The sequence below is a fragment of the Aquabacterium sp. UBA2148 genome (assembly GCF_002328915.1).
Lineage (GTDB): Bacteria > Pseudomonadota > Gammaproteobacteria > Burkholderiales > Burkholderiaceae_C > Aquabacterium > Aquabacterium parvum.
Genome location: NZ_DCXA01000150.1, coordinates 27,969 through 30,848, shown reverse-complemented (window position 1 = coordinate 30,848; position 2,880 = coordinate 27,969). Strand labels below are relative to the sequence as shown.

3 protein-coding genes are annotated in these 2,880 nt (G+C 67.3%); 1 reads left to right on the top strand and 2 read right to left on the bottom strand.

Annotated elements, in window-relative coordinates; genetic code table 11:
• Together B2W70_RS08300 and B2W70_RS08295 are read right to left on the bottom strand one after the other, a co-directional pair.
• Positions 1-828: anhydro-N-acetylmuramic acid kinase (locus B2W70_RS08300; protein WP_286744673.1), on the bottom strand; the 828-nt coding region annotated here is incomplete at its 3' end.
• On the bottom strand, positions 825-2,300 hold the full coding sequence (locus B2W70_RS08295; protein ID WP_286744670.1) for a M23 family metallopeptidase: 1,476 nt from the start codon (positions 2,298-2,300) through the stop codon (positions 825-827). The genes B2W70_RS08295 and B2W70_RS08300, both read right to left, overlap by 4 nt.
• A 120-nt stretch (positions 2,301-2,420) precedes the next feature.
• On the opposite strand from B2W70_RS08295, the gene tyrS reads away from it, so the two are divergent.
• Positions 2,421-2,880 (top strand): tyrosine--tRNA ligase (gene tyrS, locus B2W70_RS08290; protein ID WP_286744667.1); only part of this gene is annotated, 460 nt, incomplete at its 3' end.

Below are 2,880 nucleotides of genomic sequence, written 5' to 3'. Positions count from 1 at the left end.
GCCGTGGGGAGCCAGCCAGCGCTCAAGCCATTCGGCGTTGAACAGGTCTCGCCCCGTGCTCTTGGGCGGGGGCAAGGCAAAGAAGGGGTCACCCAGGGCTGCGGCCAGCCAGTCTTCGCGGACCTGGCCACCAGCACCCCAATCGCCATTGGCGTCGAACGCCTGACCGGTTTGCCTGCTGCACCACATGTCCAGCAGGGCGTTGCCTGGGCCGCAGTCGAAGCCAAGCGGCCCTTGCCCTGGTCTCAAGATGCTCAGGTTGGCCATGCCGCCGATGTTGAGGACGACCACGGTGTGGTCGGGCTGAGCAAAAACGGCCTCGTGAAAAGCCGGCACCAGGGGCGCACCCTGACCGCCTGCGGCCACATCGCGCGAGCGCAGATCCGCCACCACGTCGATGCCGGTGAGTTCGGCCAGCAAGGCGGGCTGGTTGAGTTGCAGCGTGTAGCCCAGCTCAGGCCGGTGGCGCACCGTCTGGCCATGGGCGCCGATGGCACGCACCTCGGCGGGAAGCACCTGAGCCTGCTCGCACACGGCTTGCACGACGTCGGCGTACACCACAGCCAGCGCCTGCGAGGCGATCGCTGCGTGATGCAGCTCATCGGGGCCCGGCGTGTTCAACGCCAGCATGGTTTGACGCAGGGCGGTCGGAAAAGGCAGGTGCGCATGTGCCACCGTGTGCCACCGGCCGCCCTCTGCCTTGCTGAGCACGCCGTCGACCCCATCCAGCGAGGTGCCGGACATCAGCCCGATGTAGAGCTCCGCGCCCTGGGGGGGCAAAGGTGCCCGAGGGGCGATGGTCTGGCCGTCGCTGGCGGCCTTGTTCATTCGAAACGGGGGCCGGACTGCGCGCCTGCTGCCTGCCATTCGCCAGCCATCTTGAGGCGTTCGGCGATGTCCACGGCCTTGCTGCGGAACTGCGCCAGCGATTGCGCCGACAGCTGAAGGCTTTCGGAGGCCCGGGCGATGGTCATTGGGTCGACCTGCTGGCCGCCCACCTTGAACTCGAAGTGCAGGTGCGGGCCCGTGGCCCAACCGGTTGCGCCCACAGCGCCGATGCGTGCGCCTTGTTCGACGCGCTCACCGCGCCGCACGTCAACGCGGCTGAGGTGGGCGTAGACGGTGCTGCGGTTGCCGCTGTGCTGAACCTGCACCACGTTGCCGTAGCCGTTCTGCCAGCCCGAGAACGTGACCACGCCTTCGCCCACGGTGCGCACGGGGGTGCCTGTGGGGGCGCCGAAGTCGACGCCCAGGTGTGCACGCCAGGTCTTGTGGATGGGGTGAAAGCGCATCGCGAACCCGGAGGTCACGCGCGAGAAAGCCAGCGGCGAGGACAGGAAGGCGCGCACCTTGCTGCGCCCCGTCATGTCGAAGTAGGCGCCTTTGCGGCCTGGCTCCTGGTGCCAGACGGCGTCGTGCACCTCGCCCTTGTTGATGAAGCGCGCGGCCAGCACGCGACCGGCCGGGTTGCCCCAGGTCACGGGCTCGCCTTCGGCCAGGTGGGCCTCGTAGAGCACGCTGAAGGCATCGCCCTTGCGCAGCTCGCGACGGAAGTCGATGTCGTTGCCGAAGATTTCGGCGATCTGGTTGGTGACGGCGTCCGGGATGCGGGCGTCGTCGGCCGCCGCAAACAGCGAGGACTGGATCGTGGCCGAAGCCATTTGCGGCGTGCGCTCCAGAGGCAGCACGGCGCGCTGAACCGAGAAGCCGCCCTGGGGCTGGCGGTTGATCAGCACCTTGGTGAAATGGATGTCGATGTCGGCGCTGGTGTCGGCCGGACCGCGCACCACGAGCTCGATCAGCTTGCCATCTTCGACGATCGCCTTGACCGACTTGCCCAGCCGGCCTTGCAGGATCGTGGCGGCCACCGGGTCGTTGCGCACGAATTGGGCCGCTTCCATGTCGTCAACACCCAGGCGCTTGAGCAGGCTGTCGGCGGTGTCGGCCGAGCGCGTGACCTCGCTGCGGTACAGCCGAAGGGCCTGCAGGTCCAGGCGCTGCAACTGCACGGACAGGTCCGCGGGCTCGATGGACTCGGTGAGTTGGGTGATGACCGGGGTGGGGCCTTCGGGCAGGCTGCTCAGCGGGGCCACGCCAAAGGCGGTGACGGCGGAGCCGGCCAGCAGGGTCAACACAGCGGCGCTGACGCGACGGGGGTGGCGATGGGCTGCGTTCTGAAAGGCCTGGGCAGCGGCGGCGATGGGTGCCAGTCGCAGGGACTGCAGCACGTCGATCACGCGATCGAACAATCGGGAAGATGCCAAAACGGGATTCCTGTCAGCGTGCAAAGGGGTGTTCATGCCACCCCCCTTAAAATGAGCTCCCTGGCTACGCAAGCTGTGTGCCTGCGCGCGCGTTGCGCGGAGTATAGCGGGCACAAGCTGCCTTCCCTCCTGCTGATTTTCACCTGTTGGTTCACCATGTCTCACCCCGAAAAAGCGCCCGAAGCCCAACCAGAACATCCCATCACCGACCGGGTGAGGGAGGCCCTGGCCATCACGCGCCGTGGCGTGGACGAACTGCTGCCCGAGGCCGAATGGCTGCGAAAGCTGGCCCGATCGGAAGCCACCGGGGTGCCCCTGCGCATCAAGCTCGGTCTGGATCCGACCGCGCCCGACATCCACCTGGGCCACACCGTGGTCTTGAACAAACTGCGCCAGCTCCAGGATATCGGCCATCAGGTGATCTTCTTGATCGGCGATTTCACATCGCTGATTGGTGACCCGTCCGGCCGCAACACCACGCGCCCGCCTTTGACCCCCGAGCAGGTCAAGGCCAACGCCGAGACCTATTACAAGCAGGCCAGCCTGGTGCTCGACCCGGCCCGCACCGAAATTCGCTACAACAGCGAGTGGTGCGACGCCCTGGGCGCGCGCGGCA